The organism is Halopelagius fulvigenes (assembly GCF_042662625.1).
Lineage (GTDB): Archaea > Halobacteriota > Halobacteria > Halobacteriales > Haloferacaceae > Halopelagius > Halopelagius fulvigenes.
This window is the reverse complement of record NZ_JBHSXH010000011.1, coordinates 130,572-150,346: the sequence shown is the minus strand read 5'-3', so window position 1 is coordinate 150,346 and position 19,775 is coordinate 130,572. Positions and strand designations below refer to the sequence as shown.

Here is a 19,775-nt window from a genome sequence, read left to right as displayed (position 1 = left end):
GGCGCTGATGTGTTGTTCTTGCAAACTCATGGTTAGAACATCCCTTTCGTTGTGTCGTCGGCGTCTGCGTCGGTGTCAGCGCTGACAGCACCGCTGGTGTCTGCGTGCCGTGCGCGGACGCGCGGATTGAACAGTCGGTCGGTACCCTGTGCGAACAGTATTAGGCCGAACACGAGGAGGATGACGGTGACCATCGGCGCGATGAGCCAGTACGCCGTCTCCCACGTGTAGAGTGCGCCCGCCGTCGAGTAGGCGCGACTCATCATCACGCCCCAGTTCGGTTTCGACGTCGGGAGGAGGCCGAGGAAGTACAGCCCGACGGAGGCGAAGATGACGTTCCGCGCCGCCTGCACGAAGTTCACGACCACGTACGGCATGAGGTTCGGCAGGATGTCTTCGCGGATGATCGTCCCCGTCGGAACGCCTATCGTCCGCGACGCCTCGATGTAGGACTCTTCGCGGATAGTCAGTACCTGGGAGCGAATGGACCGCGCCAGCCCCGCCCACGCGTTGATGGACAGAACGATACCGATGACGAGCGGATTCCGCGGTTGGAGCAGCACCGAGAGGACGATGACAAGCGGCAGCCCCGGAATCGTCATCGCGATGTCGGTGAGCGTCATCAGGACGCGGTCGGTGAATCCGCGTTTGTAGCCCGAGACCGTACCGATGGCCGTCGCGACGACCGTCGAGAACACGGCACCGGAGGCGATCATCTGAAGCATCCACGGCGTCGCGTGGACTATCTGCGCGAAGATGTCGCGACCGAGGTTGTCGGTCCCGAACGGGAACTCCGTCGACTGGAACGCGCCGACGTACCGAGCTCCCTCCCCGATGGTGGGGGGCTCAACGAGGAAGACGCCGAGCGTACCCATCACCACGTACAGCAGGATGATGAGCGAACCGACGCGGACCCGCCAGTCCGACCACGCGATGCGGCAGGACGCCACCACCACCGCATCGAACCAGCGACGGTAGCGGTCAGTCCGCGTTCGTTCGACTTCCGAGCTGACTTGGAACAGGGAGTCTCCGTCTTCGGCCTGACCGTCTTGATTGGTAGATGTCTCAGTATGACTCATGGTCACCACCTCCTGCGCGCGGATCGATGAATCCGTACGTCGCGTCGGCGATGAACACGCCGATAGCGACCGTTATCGTGATGATGAGGAATCCGCCCATCATCAACGGGTAATCTCGGGCCCCTATCGACTGATAGAGGTAGTAGCCGACGCCGGGGTAGCGGAAAATCTGTTCGAGGATGACCGATCCACCGAAGACGAATCCGATGGATATCATCAAACCGGTGTACATCGGGAGGATCGCGTTCCGGCCGACGTACCAAAGCGAGATGCGCCGCGAGGGGAGACCGCGGAGTTGGGCGACGCGCAGGTAGTCCTCCCCGAGGATGCGGATACTGTTCCCGCGCATACTGAGCGCCCAGCCACCGAATCCGGTGATGACGAGCGACATGATCGGAAGGGCCGCGTGGTGGAGTGCGCCCGCGAGGAACGGGTAGTTGAACCCGACGGTCGTCCCGGAGGTCATCCGTCCGCCCGTGGGGAACCATCCCAACTGGTAGCCGAGGACGTAGACTAAGAGGATACCCGCGACGTAGTACGGAACCGAGTTCAGGAAGATTCCGTTGAGCGTCGTTCCTACGTCGATGAGCTCTCCCTCGTTGTACGCCATTACCGCTCCCAGCGAGACGCCGAGGACGAACGTGAGGAAAATCGACGTCACCATCAGTAGTAACGTCCACGGAAGCGCGTTCGCGAGGATATCGGCGACCGGTTCGCTGTAGATGATCGAGCGACCGAGGTCACCGCTCGCGATGGAGATGACGTAGTCGATATACTGTTGCCACACCGGTTTGTCGGGGTTGACGTTCGTGTACACTTCGACGAGCCGGTTGATCTGTTGCATGTTTACGTCGCCGGACGAGGACTGGATGAGCTGTCCGCGTAAGTAGTCCATCGGTCCCCCCGGCATCAATCGAATCATCCCGAACGTCAGTGAAATCACCACGTACACCGTTAGAATGGCTTGTGCCACTCTTTTAGTGATACGGCCTACCATGTAACGTATGTCCTTACCAAGCTACATTAATCTTCCTGATTTATCGGCACTGTTCGGCCGTCGCGGAGACGCCCCTACACCGAAAGAGAACCGACGAGTTGCACCGTCGCTGTCGGCCGGGGCGCATCGCGTTCGTCAGGTCGTTACTGCTTGCGGGCCGTCGCCGCGCCGACGCGCGGCCACCAGTAGTAGTGGAACTGGACGTACTGTTCGCTCGACCCCTTCTCGGGGACCTTCCATTCGTTGGTGTTCCAGAACCCCTGCGACTGCTTCTCCACGACGGGGTATATCGGCAGCGACTGGTTGATGACCCAGCCGAGCTCTTGGACCAGTTGGTTGATCTCCTTTTCGTCGGAGGTCGTCCCCAGTTTCTGGAGTTTCGACACGATATCGACGGTCTCTAGCTTCCCGTCGGGTTTGCCCATCGGCGGCGCTTTGGGCTCTTGGGGGTAGTTCAGGTTCGTCTTGACGGTGCCGCTGTTCAGAATCCACGACTGGGTGAAGAACGGGTCGGTCTGTCCCGAGTTGTTCCAGAACCACGGTGCTATCTTGAAGTTCGACGACCCCCAGTGCTGTCCGAAGAAGGTCGTGTTCTCGACGTTCTGGTTGGTCGCCTCGATGCCGAAGTCGGTCAGCATCTGCGAGATGATTCGGCTCATGCTGACGAAGTCGCTCCACCCGGCGGGGACCGGAATGTCGAAGGAGAACTTATCGCCGTTCGGCTTGTGCCACGTGCCGTTGCGCTTCTCGTACCCTTCGGACTTGAGCAGTTGCGTCGCCTTCTTCTTGTCCGTGTAGGAGCTGTAGATGTCCTTGTTGTCGCCGAGGTAGCGGTCCCACGTACCATTGTGGAAGCTCCCGACGCCCAAGGGGACTTTCACCGCGGTCTTCGTGTCGTCGACGAGCGTCGCGATGCGGTTCTGGTCGATGACGTGCGCGATGGCGCGGCGGACGTTCCGCTTTCCGAAGTCCTCGTCGTCGTGGTTGAACGCGATGGAGTAGCCGTTGTGGGAGGGAATGCGGAACTCCTGAACGGCGTCGGGGAGCGACTTGCGGATGCGCTTGGGGAAGAACGTCGTCGTCGTCGCGTCGAGCCCAGAGAGGTTCTTCATCGCGGCCCACTGCTGTTGGTTCGAGGTCATGTACTCCACCTCGTAGTACGGGAAGTTGATCTGGTCCGCGGAGGCGTGGTCCTCGAACTTCGCCAGCGTGAGAACCTGCTGGTCCGCGGATTCGTACTTGAACGGACCGGAGCCGAGCGGTTCGCTCGGCTGGTAGTCCTGAATGTCCGACTGGAGTTGCGTGAGCTTCTCCTCCGACATCTCGGGGTCGTATCGCTCTACGAACTTTCCGTACCGACTCGTCGGCGTGTTGAGCCAACTCCGAGAGAGCGTCGTCATGATAACCGACTCCCGGTAGTTGCTCTCCATCGTGTACTCGACCGTCGTCTCGTCGGCCGCGACTGCGTCGCTGATGTAGTCGCTGACCGCGTAGCCGAATATCTTGTCTATCTTGAACTTCGTGACGACGTCCTCGGCCGTCACCGGGTCGCCGTTGTGCCACGTGTCGTTCTCGCGGATGTTCACGGTCAGCGTCTTGCCGTCGATGGACCAGTCTTGGAACAGATACGGGATGAGTTCGCCCGTCTTCCGGTTGTTGCGGAGGAACGGGTCGAACACCACCTTCCCGCCCTGCTGGGCGTAGTGGCTCGGCGCGTAGGAGTTCCACTGGAGATTCGTCGGAACGTACCGGCCGGGAACCGTCAGCGACTGGTCTACTAAGCCGTTCCCGCTGTCGTCGTCGCTCGTCGATGCGCTACCCTCGCCGCCGCCCTCGATGGCGCCGGTGCCGACACCGGTCCCGGTCCCTTCCTCGGGGGTGTCTCCGGAGCAACCGGCGAACGCTGCGACGCCTGCGGCACCGCTCATCGCGAGCATCTGTCTACGGCTCAGCCTATTGGCCAGGCTATTGTTATCGTCAGCCATACCGCACCATATTTCATGGGGGATTATAATACTTTTCCAATGCACACGCAATCGAGCGTGCGAACGGAGCACGTCCGTTCGAGAGTGAGGTTTTTTACGGAACGTTTTCGATTATCGACGCAGATGCGAGTTACTGACTACGACGACTGCTGGCTACAGTACGACACCGTCGAAGACCCGACGATTCGTTCGTCGTACCGGACGCGGTGCGCCCACGTGTTCGCCTCGACGGAAGGCCCGGAACTCGGCGTCGCACGCGACGAACTCCGAACCGGCCTCAGCGGACTTCTCGGACGCGACCCTCACCTGTGGATGCATCCGCCGCGGTCCGTCGACGGCTTTCTCGCCGTCGGACGGCGCGAACGAATGGCGGTCGTCCGCGCCGCCGTCGACGCCGAGGAAATCGACGAACTTCACGAAGAGGGGTACATCGTCCGATCGGTCGAGTGGGAGGACAAGGACTGTCTCGTCGTCACGGCGGCGACGGACAAGGGGATGCTGTACGGCGTCTACCACCTGCTCCGCCGCATGGCCGCCCGCCGACCCGTCGCGGACGTCGACATCGTGGAGGAACCAACGACCGAAGAGCGACTCATCAACCACTGGGACAACCCCTTCCGCGCGTCCGTCGAACGCGGATACGCGGGCACGTCGATATTCGACTGGGAGCAGTTACCGGACCTGCGCGAACGCTACCGCGACTACGCCCGCCTCCTCGCCTCCGTCGGAATCAACGGCATCGTCCTCAACAACGTCAATACGCAGAAACCGGCCCGACCCGGTGCGAACCCGGCTATCGCGGAGATGGAGGGGTGGCAACTGCTGCAGGGACGGAATCTTCCGAAGGTTGCGGCCATCGCGAGCGTCTTCCGCCGGTACGGTATCCAGACCTACCTCTCGGTCAACTACGCCGCGCCGATACTCGCGGGCGACTTAGACACCGCCGACCCCTTAGACGACGACGTCGCGCAGTGGTGGGCCGACAAGGCCGACGAGGTGTACGACCACGTCTCTGACTTCGGGGGGTTCCTCGTGAAAGCCGACTCCGAGGGGCAACCCGGCCCGTACGACTACGACCGGAACCACGCGGAGGGTGCGAACCTCCTCGGACGAGCGTTGGAACCCTACGGGGGGCGCGTCTACTGGCGCGCGTTCGTCTACGCCTCGCACAAAGACCGCTCCGTGCAGGCGTACGACACGTTCGAACCGCTCGACGGCGAGTTCCTCGACAACGTCACCGTCCAGATAAAGAACGGCCCCATCGACTTCCAACCCCGCGAGCCGATCTCCTCGCTGTTCGGGTCGATGCCCGAGACGAACATCACCTGCGAACTCCAGATAACGCAGGAGTACACGGGACAGGGCGTCCACGCATGCTACCACGTCCCCCTCTGGAAGGAGACGCTCGACACCGACACGTACGCCGACGGCGAGGGGACGCCGGTCAAAGAACTGCTCGCACACCGCGACGGACAGGGACTCGCCGGCGTCGGAAACGTCGGCGAAGACCCCAACTGGACCGGCCACTACCTCGCGCAGTCGAACCTCTACGGGTACGGCCGCCTCGCCTGGGACCCGGACCTCGACACCGAGACGATCACCGACGAGTGGGTGCGGCAGACGTTCGGTAACGATCCGGACGTCGTCGAGGCGGTGTCCGACATCCTCCACGACTCGTGGCCCGCCGTCCTCGACTACACGACGGGGCACCTCGGACTGATGCACATGATGTACAACCAAGGCGACGTGTTGGAGAACCACTACAACCCCTCGCCCGGCGAGTGGCCCGGATACCACGGAGCCACCGAGGACGGCATCGGGGTCGACCGGTCGGAGTACGCCGAACAGTTCCACAGTCCGCTCTCGGAACGGTACGCGTCGGTCGAAGACTGCCCCGACGAACTGCTGTTGTTCTTCCACCACCTCCCGTGGGACCGCGAACTCGACGATGGGACGACGGTGGTGCAACGACTCTACGACAACTGCTTCGAGGGCGTCGAGGAAGTCCGCTCGATGCGCGACCGCTGGACGGAACTCGACGACCGCGTCGATACGACGCGACACCGCCACATCGCCGAACGGTTCGACGAACAACTCGCCCACGCGAAGCACTGGCGGGACACGCTGGTCACTTACTTCTACGACCACGCCGGCATTCCCGACGCGCGCGGGCGCGTCCCCCGCGACGACTGAGGCGACTGTCGTCGGCGGTTATCGACGGTGTAGCTGGCGGGGTCCGGCGTCCCCCTGTCCGCGCCCCATCTCTGCGAACGAGCGTTCGAATCCCCCGAACGGGACAGAGTTCGAGGCCCGATCGCCTCCGCAGTGACCTCGCAACGCCCGCTTTCGCCCGGTCAACGAAGCGGTTGATCCCCGTTCTCGGTGACGATTCAGCTACCCGATACTCTTTTTACGGCATCTACGCATCCATCAGTATGCGGTATTACCAGCTCCCGAGTAGAGAGCGTAGTTCATCGACCGACTCCCTCGTCGTCGTAGACGAAGAGGGCGACGCGTACGACCTCACGTCCGCGTCGGACGACCTCGAGTCGTTTACGCAACTCGCTCGCACGGCCAACGCCAGCAACCGTTCCATCGACGCTATCGCACGCGACCGAATCTCGGACGCCGAGCGTCGGGACATCGGAGATATCGACGGAGACGCACTCCTGCCGGTCGTCCCTGACGAAGTGTGGGCGGCGGGCGTCACGTACAGCATCAGCGAGAAAGCTCGCAAGGCCGAGAGCGGCAAGCCGGAAGTGTACATCGACGTTTACGACAGCGACCGTCCGGAACTGTTCCTGAAGGCGACGCCGTCGCGAACGGTCGGGCCGTACGACTCCATCGGCGTCCGCGGTGACTCCGAGTGGAACGTGCCGGAACCGGAGCTCGGCGTCGTCCTCCACCGCGAGAGCGTCGTCGGCTACACCGTCGGCAACGACGTCTCCAGCCGGGACATCGAGGGGGAGAACCCTCTCTATCTCCCGCAGGCGAAGGTCTACGACCGCTGCTGTTCCATCGGACCCTGCGTCGCCACCGGGGAAGTCGTCGAGGACCCCCACGACCTCACCATGTCGCTCACCATCGAACGCGGCGAGGAGGTGGTGTACGAAGGCTCGACGTCAACGAGCGAGATGGCGACCACCTGTGAAACGCTCGTCGAGTACCTCCGTCGGCACAACGATCTCCCCGAGACTCTGGTGTTACTCACCGGCACCGCCCTCGTTCCGCCGGACACGTTCACGCTCCACGAAGGAGACCGCGTTTCGATAGACATCGACCACATCGGACGCCTCGTCAACGACACCGTCACCGTGTGACCGGCCGCGAACCGAAACGGAACGGCGACCGAATCGAACTCCCATCCCGACCTACCGAGGGTCGCTACTCCGCGTCGGCGACGGTCGTCTCGGAGAGGTACGTCCGACCGGTGGACGGTATTCTTTCGTCCCGGTCACCTCGACCTTGTGACCAACTCGGATCACCACGTTCCTCGTAATCCCCTCTCTCAACGGTTCGGTCGTGAGTAACGGTGGAGGGGACATCGAACCGCCCCGTGGTATTTGAATGATATGTTCTCTGGGAGAGAACAGAGAACGTTGTTTTAGAGGCCGTTTTCGCTGCGTACATCCTCTACCGGTAGTATATTCTGCTTCTATTGGTCGAGGTTCTAAAAGAGGCTCGGCCGGTGCGCTTAACAATGGGTTTTGTCATGGAGAATTTCCACTCCCTCCGGGCCGCGAGATGATGTCCCGAACTGCTCCCGTTACAAAACTATGTTTGTAACTGTCTCCGTCCGAACGTTTTGTAATGGATAACAGGCAAACATCACCAAGCAGCAGAATGTCCTGAAATTCTGCCGGATTCGACCGACTCTTCCTTCGAGAACGTATCCCCCGAAGAGCAGTCTCGAGATGCTACCTCGCCGAAGCTCTCGTGCCGATTTGCTAGAATAGAAACTGCCGACCGTTCGTGTTGGTCTACGGAGTACACGACGCTCGGGTCCACCGGGACGGAAAGGAGATAGTCGAACGGTCAATCGACCTCTGAACGAATCACCCGAACGCGTGTTCGTCTCTCGCGCGAGACCATCGGCGACTCCCTCGAAGAACCGTACGAACCGGTCCCCGTCTTCGGACACCGACGGAACGGCGACGCGGTACAGAGACCCGAAGAGACGGCGCGGACTGAAGCGCCGACCCCGCCGAATGCCTTCTGACCGCTTCTGAATGCCCGCCGCCCTGTCGTATCGTCGGCGACGTGATAAACGATACAGGAGTTTCTATAGAACATAAACGCAGAATACGTTTCTGAAGTTGACTACTCGCCAGTGGGCGACGTTTCCGACGGCGAATGTACTGTCATCCGGTGACGAGCGGAATATCGGCTCTCTCGGGCGACCGCAGTTGAACGGTATCTCCTGGTTGACCCCTCCTCCGTCTACGTCTACCGTTTGGCGGATACGTCCCTCAGATTTCCTGCTTCAACGAGGAATTTATATAGAAAGAACTTTTTTCAGCAGAATTATCCCATGAACGGTCGGTACTTCCTGTTCGGCCGTAGCCGTTCGAGAGTCGATACGAATGCGTAGTCGGCTCCCACGTTTGCCCATCTGCTGCCGTCGAATGGAGGATACACGGCGTTTCCAAGGGGTACTCTGTCATCCACCGCCGGTCCGTCGTTCGTCCGCGGGGAGACGGGTTGAACGTCGCACCTTACGGGGTGATATATAGAAAAACACTAAGAATATTCAATCCTCTATAAGTTTATTAATGCGAAGAGACAGTTCAACGGCGGGCTCGGTGCGACGTGCCAGCAGGGATACGGTACTGAATCGAAGCGCCCACCGGCGGCGACGCCGAACGTGCTGGACAGAGTGACGCGGCTTCGCTCCGACACCGATGGCTGTGAACTCGAGGATGCGGGACGCGTCATCGTCATCGGCAGCGTCTGGGTCGGGCCAGAGAGGCGTAAATTCGCCCTCACTCGTCGTCGGACGGCCCGGTTCGGTCGGTGTGTCGCGTCCTCGCCTCGCGGTTCCACTCCTCCCGTGCCTCTTGGGGACGCGAGACGAACGGTCCCTCGGAAATCGTCCGTTCCGCCACGCTCGCGACGCGGAAGAGGTACGCCGACAGGACGGCGAGGGGCGAGAGGGCCACCGTGAATAGAGCGCTCACGGCGACCACTCGCACCCACCCGGTGCCGACCGGCGACGGCGTCCGTAGCAAGCCGAGGACGATGACGACGACGAGTGCCGGGAGGCCGACGTAGAGGAGACGCCGGGAGAGGTGGGCGAGGACGCGTTGCGTGTAGGTGCTTCGGAACTGCGAACGGGCGACGCTGAACAGTTCGAGCGTCCGTATCATGCGCGAGAGCGACTCCCGCGACTCCTCCGGGAGTCGGTCCTCGTACTCCTCTCGGAGGCGGCGCGCCTCTATCAACTGGTACGAGTCGTTGTACTCCAAGACCGGAAGGAGGGCGTTGATACGCCCGAGATGCGTCTGTTCGAGCGATTCCTGCGCTCGTTCGGACTCGTCGACGACGTCCGCCGCGTACTCCTCGACGGCGTCACGAACGTCCGAATCCGCCTCGGAACGAACGCTCTCCGCCAGCGTCTCCGCCTCGGACTCGATAGCGCGCACGACGAAGGAGAGAAACCCCGTCGGGAGCACCGGACTCGGTTCCGCGCCGGCGGCCTCCTCCACGTCGTGGCGGTACTCCCTGACCTCCTCGATTCGGCGTCGAATCTCCCCGGGGGAGGCGAGTTCCTGAGACAGGACGAGTTGGTTTATCCCGAGGACGATGGAGAGGAAGGCGACGAGTCCGGGGACGAACCCGCCAACGACGCTGCGAACCGTCGCTTGGTCGTCGAGGGCGACGACGCCGAACTGACCGAGCAACGCGAGCGTCAGAAATACGATTGCGAGGAGGAGCGACGCGACTACGTGCCTGTTTCCGCCGACGAGCACCCACTGCACGACTCGCCGCCGGACGCCACCATCGGTCGTGGCACGACCCCCTCCGTGCGGATTCACACTCCGTGTACGCCGGTCGGCCGGAAAAAGTTGGGCGACTGTTCGCCGTTCGGGATCCGGCACGACCGACGACCCCTCGAATCGGCGCGAAAACTCCGCTTCGGATACACTGTCCGAACTGATGTTTTGTGGCTCTTGCAGGGACAATATACAAACGCGGTCCGCCGGTTAGCCGTAACGTGAGCCGGTCTATGATTTCCGACAACTCTTCCGTCGAACGCGGCGAGGGCGCCGCGGTGGAAACGGCCGACGAACCGGCGGACGGCGATAGGAGGGGTTCGGCGCGATGAGCGCTGGTCCGAACCTCAAGAGCGTCGAGGACCAAGTAATCGTGATAACCGGCGCGTCGTCCGGAATCGGGCTGACGACGGCACGGACGGCAGCCGAACGCGGGGCGAAAGTCGTCGTCGCCGCGCGGAGCGAAGACGCGTTGCGGGAGTTGACCGAGGAGATTCGGGCGGACGGCGGCGAAGCGGAGTACGTCGTCGCCGACGTGCGAAACCGGGACGACGTGCGCGAAATCGCGGAGACGGCGCGGGAGTCGTTCGGCGGGTTCGACACGTGGGTGAACAACGCGGGCACGTTCATCTACGGCAAACTGCAGGAGGTACCCGTCGAGGACATGCGCGACCTGTTCGAGACGAACTACTGGGGCGTCGTCTACGGGTCGCTCGAAGCCGCCGAACACCTGAAGCAGAAGGAGGGCGGCGGAACGATAATCAACGTCGGGAGCGTCGTCTCCGACCAAGCGGTCCTCCTGCAGGGGACCTACTCGGCGTCGAAACACGCCGTCAAGGGGTTCACCGACGCGCTCAGGATGGAACTCGAAGAGGAGGGCGCGCCCGTCTCCGTGACCCTCGTCAAACCGAGCGCGATAGACACGCCGTACCCGAGTCACGCGAAGAACCACATGGACGTGGAGACGGACATCCCGAAACCGGTGTACGCGCCGGAGACGGTGGCGCGGACGATTCTCTTCTGCGCCGAACGCCCCCGGCGCGAGGTGTACGTCGGGTCCGGCGGCAAGAGTATACAACTGCTCGGCCGCTACGCGCCGGAACTCACGGACCGAATCATAGAGACGGTGTTCTACCGCTTCCAACGGAAGGAGACGCCGCGTCGCCCGAAACAGTGGAACAGCCTTGGAGACGCGTCGGAGAACCTCGAAGAACGGGGCAAGTACGACGGCCCCGTCATGGAACGGAGCCTCTACACGAAAGCCTCCCTTCGATCAGCGCTCTCCGGTGCGGCACTCGTCGGCGTCGGCCTGACCGCCGCCGCGTTGTACCTCCGAAACAAACTGGGGCGCTCCGACGGCGGCGCCGGACGCGTCCGAGAGGAGATTCGAGAGAGCGGCGACTCCGAGGACTCCCGCTCCCTCTTCCCGCGACTCTGACGCTCCCGAGCTATTTTCTCGGAGCGAGTGGTAGTTCGACGCATGTCCTCGGACGACGCCGCGCAGTTTCTCGCCGGGACGCCCGACAGACGGCGTCTGCTCGCGCGCCTCGCTCGGGGGGCGGCCTCCCCGGCGGAACTCGCGGACGAGCTCGACCTTCCGCGACGGAGCGTTCAGCGACACCTCGGACAGTTCGCGGACCGCGAGTGGGCCGAGTCGTCGGGCGGAACGTACCGCCTGACCGTGACGGGCGAGCTCGCCGTCGAGGAACACGCGACGTACCTCGACGCGCTGGACCGCATCGACGCATTCGGTCCGTTCTTCCGCCTCCTCCCCGACCGAACGCACGCGCCGGACCCCAGGTGGCTCGAAGACGCGACGCTGACGGCGGCCAGCCCGGAGAACCCGCAGGCCCCCGTCACGGAGTACCTCGACAGCGTTCGGACGTTCGACACAGAACGGATACGGATGGTCTCGCCCGTCCTCAGCAGGTTGTTCCACGACGCCCACGCCGAACTCGCCCTCGACGGCGTCCACACGGAGTTAGTGATGTCGGCGGAGACGATACGGCGGGCGCGCGAGTTGAACCCCGCCGAGTTCGCGGTGGTCGTGAGCGTCGGCGTCCTCGACCTGTACCGATACCCCGAGGACGTCGCCTTCGGCCTCACGCTCGGGGACGACCGACTGCTGATGGGCGCGTACGACGACGAGGGCCAACTCAAGGCGTGCGTCGAATCCGAGCACCCCGAGTTCGTCCGGTGGGCCGGCGACCTGTTCGAGCGATACCGGGACCGCTCGGACCCCGTCGGTCCGTCGATACTGCGGTGACCAACCGTATCTGCGCCGGAGGACAGTACGTCTCCATCATGGATTCGCGTCACCAGTTATCGCGTAGGGACTCGGTACGCGTCCTAATTCGAAACTGCCTGGTAGAGAACAAAGCACTTGATCCGAAACTACTCAGATAGATTTCCTGTAATCTAGTCTAGGGTTCCTGAGCACGACTGTCCTTTTAGCGCCCGTCGTAGCTCTTCCGTTACTGGTGATCGGAATTCGCGTGGGAGGGGACGCGACAATTCTCGGCGTAGTCGGGGGCCTCATCCTCGCTGCTGGTGCAACGTACGCGTCATCTCGACTCGGAATTCGGCTCAGAGCCAGCACGGTCGAGCGATTCTGTCTCGTCGGGTTCGTCGTATTCTGGGCAGCGTACTTCGGAATCAGTTCGTTGCTCAACGCCGATATCGACTCGGCCCCGTTGGCTGTACTTCTCGCGAGTTGGGCGACCGCTATCGCGGTCGGATACGCTACCGCCCGGCGGAAATACGTTCGACAGCAACCCGCTCCGTAACCGTGACGGAATCGGAGATAGGTTCGAGGTGTCGAATTTCCGGAGCCCGTAACGCTCAGGTGGTCAGCGTTAGCACAACGACTAACCCGACGACGACTGATGTTCACCCAGAGATGAGTCAAGACCGTTCTATCGACGACATCGTCGACGAACTCACGCTTCGAGAGAAGGTGAGCCTAGTTCACGGGACCGTCGACCCGGAGGCTCGCGCGACGGGCTACGTCGGAGGCGTTGAACGCCTCGACGTCCCGCCGTTTCGTCTCGTCGACGGACCGCTCGGCGTCCGGATTCCGGGCGAGCGCTCGACCGCCTTTCCGGCGCCGTTGGCGTTGGCAGCGACGTTCGACGCGGAACTCGCGCGCGACCACGGCGCCGCCCTCGGACGCGAGACGAAGGGGAAGGGACAGGACGGCCTCCTCGCGCCCGGCGTGAATCTGATTCGCGTCCCGCACAACGGCCGGAACTTCGAGTATTTCTCCGAGGACCCCGTCCACTCCGGCATCTTCGCGGCGAGCGTGACTGCGGGTATCCAGTCCGAGGACGTCGTCGCTACGCCGAAACACTACGTCGCAAACAACCAAGAGACCTACCGCGCCTCCACGAGCGCGGAGGTGAGCGAGCGAGCGCTCCACGAACTCTACCTCCCCTCGTTCCGCGACGCCGTCGAGGCGGGCGCCGGGTCGGTCATGACGGGGTACAACGGCGTGAACGGGACGCGCATGAGCGACCACCGCTACCTCCTGCACGAGGTGCTCAAAGGGGAGTGGGGCTTCGAGGGCTACGCTGTCTCCGACTGGTGGGGAACCGAAGGAACGGCCGACGCCGCCAACGGCGGCCTCGACCTCGAGATGCCCGGCGTGACAATGGCCCAGTGGCGAGCCATACTCAGCGATGAGGAACGGGAAGGCGCTACCGAGACGGACGGAGACGAGGACGGTGACGGGGGCTTCGAGATGCCCGACGAAATCGCCCGCGGGATGCCCGACCCGGAGACGTGCGAGTACTTCGCGGAGGCACTCGCCGACGAAGTCGAAGCCGGTACCGTTTCCGAGGAACGCCTCGACGACATGGTCGTCCGCATCCTTCGGCAGATGGACCGCATCGGACTGCTGGACGGCAACCGCGACGAGGGGGCCGTTGACACCGACGCGCACCGCAGCCTCGCCGAACGCATCGCGGCGCGGGGGACGGTCCTCCTCGAGAACGACGGCGTACTTCCGCTCGACGACGACGCGAGCGTGGCGCTGATCGGACCGAACGTGGACGAGGCGCTTCTCGGCGGCGGCGGTTCTTCCGAGACGAACCCGTTCACCGAAGTCAGCCCGCGGGAGGGAATCGGCTCCCGCGCCGACGGCGAGGTGGCGGTAGAGTACGGTCTTCCGCCGGTCGAGGACCTCTCGCTGTTCGACGCCTTCGAGGGTGAGGCCGACGACGAGGGACCGGAACGGGAGGCCGATGTCGAAGGCGCCGTCGCGGCCGCCGAGGACGCGGACGTCGCACTCGTGTTCGTCCGCGATACGGTGACCGAGGCCATCGACCGCGAGGACCTCCGCCTGCCGGGACGCCAAGACGAACTGGTCGAGGCCGTCGCCGAGGCGAACGACCGAACCGTCGCGGTCGTGAACTCCAGCGGCCCGGTCGAACTGCCGTGGCGCGAAGACGTCGCCGCCGTCGTCGAGAACTGGTACCCCGGACAGGCCCACGGCGACGCCATCGCCTCGGTACTGTACGGTGACGTGGACGCCGGCGGACGCCTGCCGGTGACGTTCGCACCGGAGGAGGCGTACCCCTTCGCCGAGCGGAACTTCCCCGGCGCCGACCAGGAAGTTCACTACGACGAGGGCGTGTTCGTGGGCTACCGCCACTTCGACGCCGCCGGCGCCGAACCGACGTATCCGTTCGGTCACGGCCTCTCGTACGCCGACTTCGAGTACGTCGAGGCCGAACCGAACGGCGACTCCGTCTCGGTCACGGTCCGAAACACCGCCGAACGCGACGGCCGCGAGGTCGTTCAGGTGTACGTCCGCCCGCCGGAGACCGAGGGCGTCGAACGCCCCGAACGCGAACTCGCCGGGTTCGAGAGCGTTCCGATCCCCGCCGGCGAGACGGAGACCGTCGATATCGAACTCGACGAACGCGCCTTCCGGCGGTACGACGAGGGGGAGGGATGGACGACCGACGCGGGCGAGTACGCTATCGAGGTGGCGCGTTCGTCGCGGGCGGTCGAAGTCGAACTGACGAGCGAGCGCTGACGACGCCCTCCGCGGCAGTGCGGGGGACCCGTCGCAGAGGTGCTTTCGGTAGGTTCTTCTCACGTATGTCGAAATACAAGAACGATGGTGCTTGGAGGTATTCTGCCGGACTCGCCCCTCGCGAACGTTCTGCTCATCGTCGTCGCGACTGGATTCATCTGGTTCGGAAGCGGGTGGCTCGAAGAGTCCGCGGAACACCTCTCGGCGTACTACGGACTGCCGGCGGTCGTACAGGGGTCCATCGTCGTCGCCATCGGGTCGAGTTTCCCCGAACTCGCGAGCGTCGTCTTCACCGCACTCGCCGGGACGTTCGACATGGGCGTCGGCGCTATCGTCGGCTCCGCCATCTTCAACATCCTCGTAATTCCCGCACTGTCCGGTCTCGCGTCCGACGGTGACCTGGAGACGAACCGGACCGTCGTGTACAAAGAGGCGCAGTTCTACATGATCGCGGTCGCCGTCCTCGTGGTCACCTTCGCGCTGGCGGTCATCTACCTCCCCGTTCCCGGCGGCCCGGCGTTGACCGGACGACTGACTCGTCCCTTGGCCGCCATCCCGCTCCTGCTCTACGGACTGTACCTCTTCATCCAGTGGCAGGACGTCAACGACCACGTTGCCGACGACATCACAGACGATATCGGCGTCGGCCGCGAGTGGGGGAAGCTTGCTGTCGGACTGGCCGTCATCCTCGCGGCCGTCGAACAACTGGTCGGGAGCGTCGAGTCGCTCGGACACGCGTTCGGTGTTCCCGAGTTCCTCACCGGCGTCACCATCGTCGCGGCGGCGACCAGCCTTCCGGACACCTTGGTCAGCGTGCGGACCGCACGGGCGAACAAGGGAATCACCAGCCTCGGGAACGTCCTCGGATCGAACACGTTCGACCTGTTGGTGGCGATTCCGCTGGGCGTGCTGATACTCGGGAGCGTCTCGATCGACTTCGCCGTCGCCGTTCCGATGATGGGTGTGCTCACCCTGGCGACCGTCTTACTCTTCACCTTCCTGCGAACCGACCTCTCGGTTACCGTCGCAGAAGCCTACACTCTCTTGTTCGCCTACGTCCTGTTCGTCGCGTGGGTCGTCGCCGAGTCGGCTGGCGTCACGCACCTCATCAAGGGTGCGTGAAACCACCGTCACCGGCTCGTTCGGCGACGAGGACGCCCACTTGGTCGTGTACGCGCTCGACTGCGGTGACCGCGAACCCGACGTCGGTGAGTACGTCCACGAGCATCCCGACGGTAGCCGAATCGACACCGTGGCCGAACAACGGTTCTTCGGGGTCGGACGACCCGAAGAACATCGCGTCACCGAGGACGAACCGACGCGGGCCGAGTTCGGCGATGACCTCGATAGCCTCGCGCTTTTCCTCGTCGGGGAGATGATGCAGGGCGAAGTTCGAAACGACAATATCGACGGGGCCGTCGTAGCGCGGATCTCGGAACTCGCCGTAGCCGAACTCCACGTTCTCGATACCGCTCTCTTCAGCCTTCGCTCGGGCCTGCTTTATCATGCCGTCGCTGATGTCGCGACCGACGACGTGGCCGGCGTCCCCGGCCAGTGCGAGTGCGATTAGACCCGTCCCGGTTCCGAGGTCGAGGACGACGTCGTCGGGACGAGGGTCGGCGTGGTCAACGACGAGTGAAGCGCACGCGTTGTAGATCGGTTTCTCTTCACCGCCGTGTTTGTCGTCGTAGTGATGGGCGATCTGTGAGAAGCGCTCGCCGAGGTCCTCAAGGCGCTTGTCGGTCATTGCTCCCTCCTTCGAAACCTTCCGTGGACAGTTCCATATTCACGGTCGCGCCGACTGCGTACCCGTCGGCGACAGCAGACGGTATCGACTGAGGTCCCCCGCTAGACGCGTCACCAGCGACGAAAAGCCCCTCGACCGACGTGAACCCGATTCCATGCTGGGACTGCGTTGCGTCGACGAGTCCTGCTTGATTCACTTCGAGACCGAGTCGGTCCGGAAGCTCGCTGTGTTGCTCCAGCGGTAGGGGGTAGAACAGAGCGTCGCGGGCTACGTGGCGGCCGTCCGCGAGCGAAATGCTTTCGAGAACGCCGTCGGTGCCGTTGAGTGCGGTAATTGGTTCGCCTTCGATCTCGACTCCTCGCTCGACGAACGTCGAACGCGATTCTTCGTCGAGGACGTCCTGTCCATCGGTAAACACGACGAGATCAGCACTCAAATTGTAGATGAGCGTCGCGTAGTCGATCATGTGTTGATCTTTAACGATGACGCCGAGGGATTCACCACGTACTTCGTAGCCGTGACAGTAAGGACAGTGATGCACGCCACGTCCCCACAACTCCTCGAAGCCGTCGATATCCGGAAAGTCGTCCCTGACACCAGTCGCTAATACGACCTTCCGGCTCCTGACGGTCTCGCCGGAATCCAAGGTACTGGTGAATCCGTCGTCGTTCCTCTTCACGCCCGTTACCTTCGAATCTCGGAACTCACCCCCGTATTTCGACACTTCCTCACGACCGAGGCGTCGGAGTTCCTCCGGCGGGATACCGTCTCTCGTCAGATATCCGTGCGATTCGGCCGCTGGACCATTACGGGGTTCGTCGGTATCACAAACCAGGACGCTGCGGAGCGAGCGCCCTAACTGGAGGGCTGCACTCAAGCCCGTGGGCCCGCCTCCGATGACGAGAACGTCGTACTCCAAATCACTGCCACCGGTTGTTTGCATATCTAATGCAATGAGGATTCTAATAATAAGGCTGTCGCTCCCGGAGATGAGAATCGACAAATGGGCTAAGACGAAATAACAGCGCCTTCGAGGCACATAAACTTCGATTAACGGATTGGGGAGAGCGGTCGAGTGACCGACATCTATTCTGAGTCTACGAAAAGAATGCGATAAGAGTGCAAACCTTATCTGGGAGCAGTACCAACTCTCGATAACGATGCCAGAAGCCGTACAAGAGCAACTCCGAGATGAACGGGAATGTGAGGGTCTTCTCAACTGTCTGCTCGGACTGAACGAGCTCGACAGAGGTGTCTTTAGACTGCTGGCAGAATCTTCTGAGCCGCTTACCGTGGATCACGTTGCGAAGTTCATCGGTAAAGAGCGAACGACCGCGTACCGTTCGGTCAAACGGCTCGAAGAGGCTGGAGTTGCCGTGCAAGAACAAGAAAGCTGTCCGAAAGGAGGCTATCACCACGTGTATCGAGTCACCGACCCCGACGAGATAGCGGACGAATTCCAACGAATGCTCAACCGATGGTACGCCGAGACTGGACAACTCATCCAGGAGTTCCGGGATACGTATGGTGAGAGCCAGGCTTCCGAAATAGGCCGATAACTCCCACCGTCGGCCTTCGATAGCGGGACAAACCTAACCGAGGGAGATATCGAGGACACCTCAACTTTCGCGGTCTGAATGGGCTGCCGTCTCGCCCTGTCGTCGGCGTGAGTCGACGTTCAGGGACCGCACGACGGTCACTCCGACGACGGTTCGAAGACCAGTTCCGTTTCCTCGCCGATTTCTTCCCCTCCCCGCACCGACTCCACGCGGAGGGTGACGTCGCGCGTGGTTCCGCACCCGCCGCTTACGAACTCGTCCCACTCCGCTCCGACGGACGCCGGGCCCGAACGCGTCCGACGGAGGTACGAGCGATAGGAGTCGGCGTCGAGGGCGTCCGCCGTCCGTTCGTCGGGCGGCGAGAACGAGAGAACCACCCGAGACGCGCTTCCGGACGACTTCGACGAGGTTCGGTCGCTCACGGCGTCCGGTTCGCTCTCTTCGGACAAGAGTCTGTCTCGGGAACGGCGTTTCGGCAGTCTCGCGTCGATACCGCACTCCCGCCGGGGAACTAAGACGGAGACGGTCGTAGCCGGACGGGATGTTCGACTCCGAGCGGGTTTCGACGGTGACGTTCGACTCGTACAGCACGTTGGTCGACGTCGACGCGGCGGAACGGGCACTCGCCGCGCGCGTGGACGACCCGGAACCGGTGTCGAAACTGTGGCGCGCACGCTCGCTGGAGTACACGTTCGTCGCCAACCAAATCGACGCCTACCAGCCGTTCTACGAGATGAACAGGGACGCCCTCCAGTACGCGCTCGACGCGCACGGCGTTGACATCACGACCGACGAACGCGACGAAATCCTCGCCGTCTACCACGAACTCGAAGTGTTCGACGACGTGCGGGACGGCATCGAACGACTCCGCGAGGGCGGATACGACTGTTACGTCGTCTCCAACGGGAACCCCGAGATGCTCGACTCGATGGTCGAACACGCGGACATCGGCGACGTGATCGAGGACACCGTCAGCGCGCACGAGGTTCGGACGTTCAAGCCCGCCGCCGAACTCTACCGCCACGCCGCGGCGCGGACGGGGACGCCCATCGACGAGATAGCGCACGTCACCGCGGGGTGGTTCGACGTGATGGGCGCGCGGCACGCCGGGATGCAGGGCGTCTGGGTGGACCGGAAGGGGTCGCCGTGGGAGACGTTCGGCGGGGACCCCGACCTGACGGTGGAGGGGTTCTTCGAGTTGGCCGACGCGTTGGGCGTCTGAGCTCCGACGCGGTGCCGGTCTAGATACGTAGAGTCCCGCCCGCGTCGCCTCTCTCCCTGTAGAGGCTACTGACTTCCCGGTCGCACGCCTGTAGTCACAGTAATGAATACGAACGCCTCAGAAGCACCTCGTTCGAGATGGAACAGCACCGACCG

At 62.9% G+C, this 19,775-nt stretch carries 15 protein-coding genes; 8 read left to right on the top strand and 7 right to left on the bottom strand.

Features of this window, described 5'->3' with window-relative positions; genetic code table 11:
• Positions 1–32 precede the first annotated feature (32 nt).
• The 3 genes from ACFQEV_RS08630 to ACFQEV_RS08620 all read right to left on the bottom strand — a co-directional run bounded on the left by ACFQEV_RS08630 (position 33) and on the right by ACFQEV_RS08620 (position 4,061).
• On the bottom strand, positions 33–1,079 hold the full coding sequence (locus ACFQEV_RS08630) for an ABC transporter permease (RefSeq protein WP_379694894.1): 1,047 nt from the start codon (positions 1,077–1,079) through the stop codon (positions 33–35).
• Positions 1,066–2,076, bottom strand: a complete 1,011-nt coding sequence (locus tag ACFQEV_RS08625) for an ABC transporter permease (RefSeq protein WP_379694892.1) — start codon at positions 2,074–2,076, stop codon at positions 1,066–1,068. The genes ACFQEV_RS08630 and ACFQEV_RS08625 overlap by 14 nt, the downstream gene beginning before the upstream one ends.
• Before the next feature lie 143 nt (positions 2,077–2,219).
• Positions 2,220–4,061 carry an ABC transporter substrate-binding protein gene (locus ACFQEV_RS08620; RefSeq protein WP_379694889.1) on the bottom strand — a complete coding sequence of 614 codons (1,842 nt, stop codon included), beginning with the start codon at positions 4,059–4,061 and terminating at the stop codon, positions 2,220–2,222.
• Between the two features lie 123 nt (positions 4,062–4,184).
• On the opposite strand from ACFQEV_RS08620, the gene ACFQEV_RS08615 reads away from it, so the two are divergent.
• Both ACFQEV_RS08615 and ACFQEV_RS08610 read left to right on the top strand, forming a co-directional pair.
• On the top strand, positions 4,185–6,254 hold the full coding sequence (locus tag ACFQEV_RS08615; RefSeq protein ID WP_379694887.1) for an alpha-glucuronidase family glycosyl hydrolase: 2,070 nt from the start codon (positions 4,185–4,187) through the stop codon (positions 6,252–6,254).
• Positions 6,255–6,496: 242 nt separating this feature from the next.
• On the top strand, positions 6,497–7,381 hold the full coding sequence (locus ACFQEV_RS08610) for a fumarylacetoacetate hydrolase family protein (protein ID WP_379694885.1): 885 nt from the start codon (positions 6,497–6,499) through the stop codon (positions 7,379–7,381).
• Positions 7,382–9,043: 1,662 nt separating this feature from the next.
• Here the strand turns inward: ACFQEV_RS08610 and ACFQEV_RS08605 are convergent.
• Positions 9,044–10,096 carry a DUF7972 family membrane protein gene (locus ACFQEV_RS08605; protein WP_379694883.1) on the bottom strand — a complete coding sequence of 351 codons (1,053 nt, stop codon included), beginning with the start codon at positions 10,094–10,096 and terminating at the stop codon, positions 9,044–9,046.
• Between the two features lie 286 nt (positions 10,097–10,382).
• Between ACFQEV_RS08605 and ACFQEV_RS08600 the strand changes: the two genes are divergently transcribed.
• From ACFQEV_RS08600 to ACFQEV_RS08585, 4 genes are all read left to right on the top strand, one after another.
• Positions 10,383–11,492, top strand: a complete 1,110-nt coding sequence (locus tag ACFQEV_RS08600) for an SDR family oxidoreductase (protein WP_379694880.1) — start codon at positions 10,383–10,385, stop codon at positions 11,490–11,492.
• Positions 11,493–11,534: 42 nt separating this feature from the next.
• Positions 11,535–12,320 carry a helix-turn-helix transcriptional regulator gene (locus ACFQEV_RS08595; protein WP_379694878.1) on the top strand — a complete coding sequence of 262 codons (786 nt, stop codon included), beginning with the start codon at positions 11,535–11,537 and terminating at the stop codon, positions 12,318–12,320.
• 633 nt (positions 12,321–12,953) lie between these two features.
• A complete protein-coding gene (locus tag ACFQEV_RS08590; RefSeq protein WP_379694876.1) occupies positions 12,954–15,092 on the top strand; it encodes a beta-glucosidase in 2,139 nt (712 codons plus the stop codon).
• 84 nt (positions 15,093–15,176) lie between these two features.
• Positions 15,177–16,214: a sodium:calcium antiporter gene (locus ACFQEV_RS08585; protein ID WP_379694873.1), complete on the top strand. Its 1,038-nt coding sequence runs from the start codon at positions 15,177–15,179 to the stop codon at positions 16,212–16,214.
• Here ACFQEV_RS08585 and ACFQEV_RS08580 read toward each other — a convergent pair.
• Together ACFQEV_RS08580 and ACFQEV_RS08575 are read right to left on the bottom strand one after the other, a co-directional pair.
• Positions 16,201–16,839, bottom strand: a complete 639-nt coding sequence (locus ACFQEV_RS08580; RefSeq protein ID WP_379694871.1) for a class I SAM-dependent methyltransferase — start codon at positions 16,837–16,839, stop codon at positions 16,201–16,203. The two genes, ACFQEV_RS08585 and ACFQEV_RS08580, sit on opposite strands and share 14 nt — an antisense overlap.
• Positions 16,820–17,782, bottom strand: a complete 963-nt coding sequence (locus ACFQEV_RS08575; protein WP_379694868.1) for an NAD(P)/FAD-dependent oxidoreductase — start codon at positions 17,780–17,782, stop codon at positions 16,820–16,822. Before ACFQEV_RS08575 ends, ACFQEV_RS08580 begins: the two co-directional genes overlap by 20 nt.
• 217 nt (positions 17,783–17,999) lie before the next feature.
• Here ACFQEV_RS08575 and ACFQEV_RS08570 point away from each other — a divergent pair, with 217 nt between their 5' ends.
• Entirely contained in the window at positions 18,000–18,398 is a 399-nt protein-coding gene (locus tag ACFQEV_RS08570; RefSeq protein WP_379694866.1) for a helix-turn-helix domain-containing protein, read from the top strand.
• Positions 18,399–18,535: 137 nt separating this feature from the next.
• Here ACFQEV_RS08570 and ACFQEV_RS08565 read toward each other — a convergent pair whose 3' ends face one another.
• Positions 18,536–18,820: a hypothetical protein gene (locus ACFQEV_RS08565; RefSeq protein ID WP_379694863.1), complete on the bottom strand. Its 285-nt coding sequence runs from the start codon at positions 18,818–18,820 to the stop codon at positions 18,536–18,538.
• A gap of 119 nt (positions 18,821–18,939) precedes the next feature.
• Between ACFQEV_RS08565 and ACFQEV_RS08560 the strand changes: the two genes are divergently transcribed.
• Positions 18,940–19,620, top strand: a complete 681-nt coding sequence (locus ACFQEV_RS08560) for a haloacid dehalogenase type II (protein ID WP_379694861.1) — start codon at positions 18,940–18,942, stop codon at positions 19,618–19,620.
• Positions 19,621–19,775 lie beyond the last annotated feature (155 nt).